This window comes from Clostridium sp. AM25-23AC, assembly GCF_003435125.1.
GTDB classification, from domain to species: Bacteria; Bacillota; Clostridia; order Lachnospirales; family Lachnospiraceae; genus Pilosibacter; species Pilosibacter fragilis.
Map to the genome: position 1 here is coordinate 369 of NZ_QWGI01000102.1, position 302 is coordinate 670.

Genomic DNA, 302 nt, shown 5'->3' on the forward strand with positions numbered 1-302 from the left:
AGCGGGCTGGGTCACGCCCTTGTCCTTGACGCTGGACACCATAGCCCGCATTTCTTCATCATCCCGAACCTCAAAGGGATGGTTCTTGAAGGCGTGAAGCTCGTTCAGCTTGATATAGACGATCTGTTCCTTGCCCCGGCGTGGTGCATCCTTCGGTTTTTCGGGTTCCTTCGGAGCGGGAGCGGCCTGTACCGTTGGCGCCGTTTTTTTCTCCGGTTCCTTTTTGACCGCATTTTCCGGTTTCTGTGCGGGAGCTTCGGGCTTCGGGGCTGCGGCCTTGTCCTTATCTGCTTTCGGGGGAC

1 pseudogene is annotated in these 302 nt (G+C 57.6%); it reads right to left on the reverse strand.

Annotated features, from left to right (window positions below):
* Positions 1–302 (reverse strand): annotated as a pseudogene (locus tag DW677_RS19045) (DNA-binding protein); the annotation flags it as partial.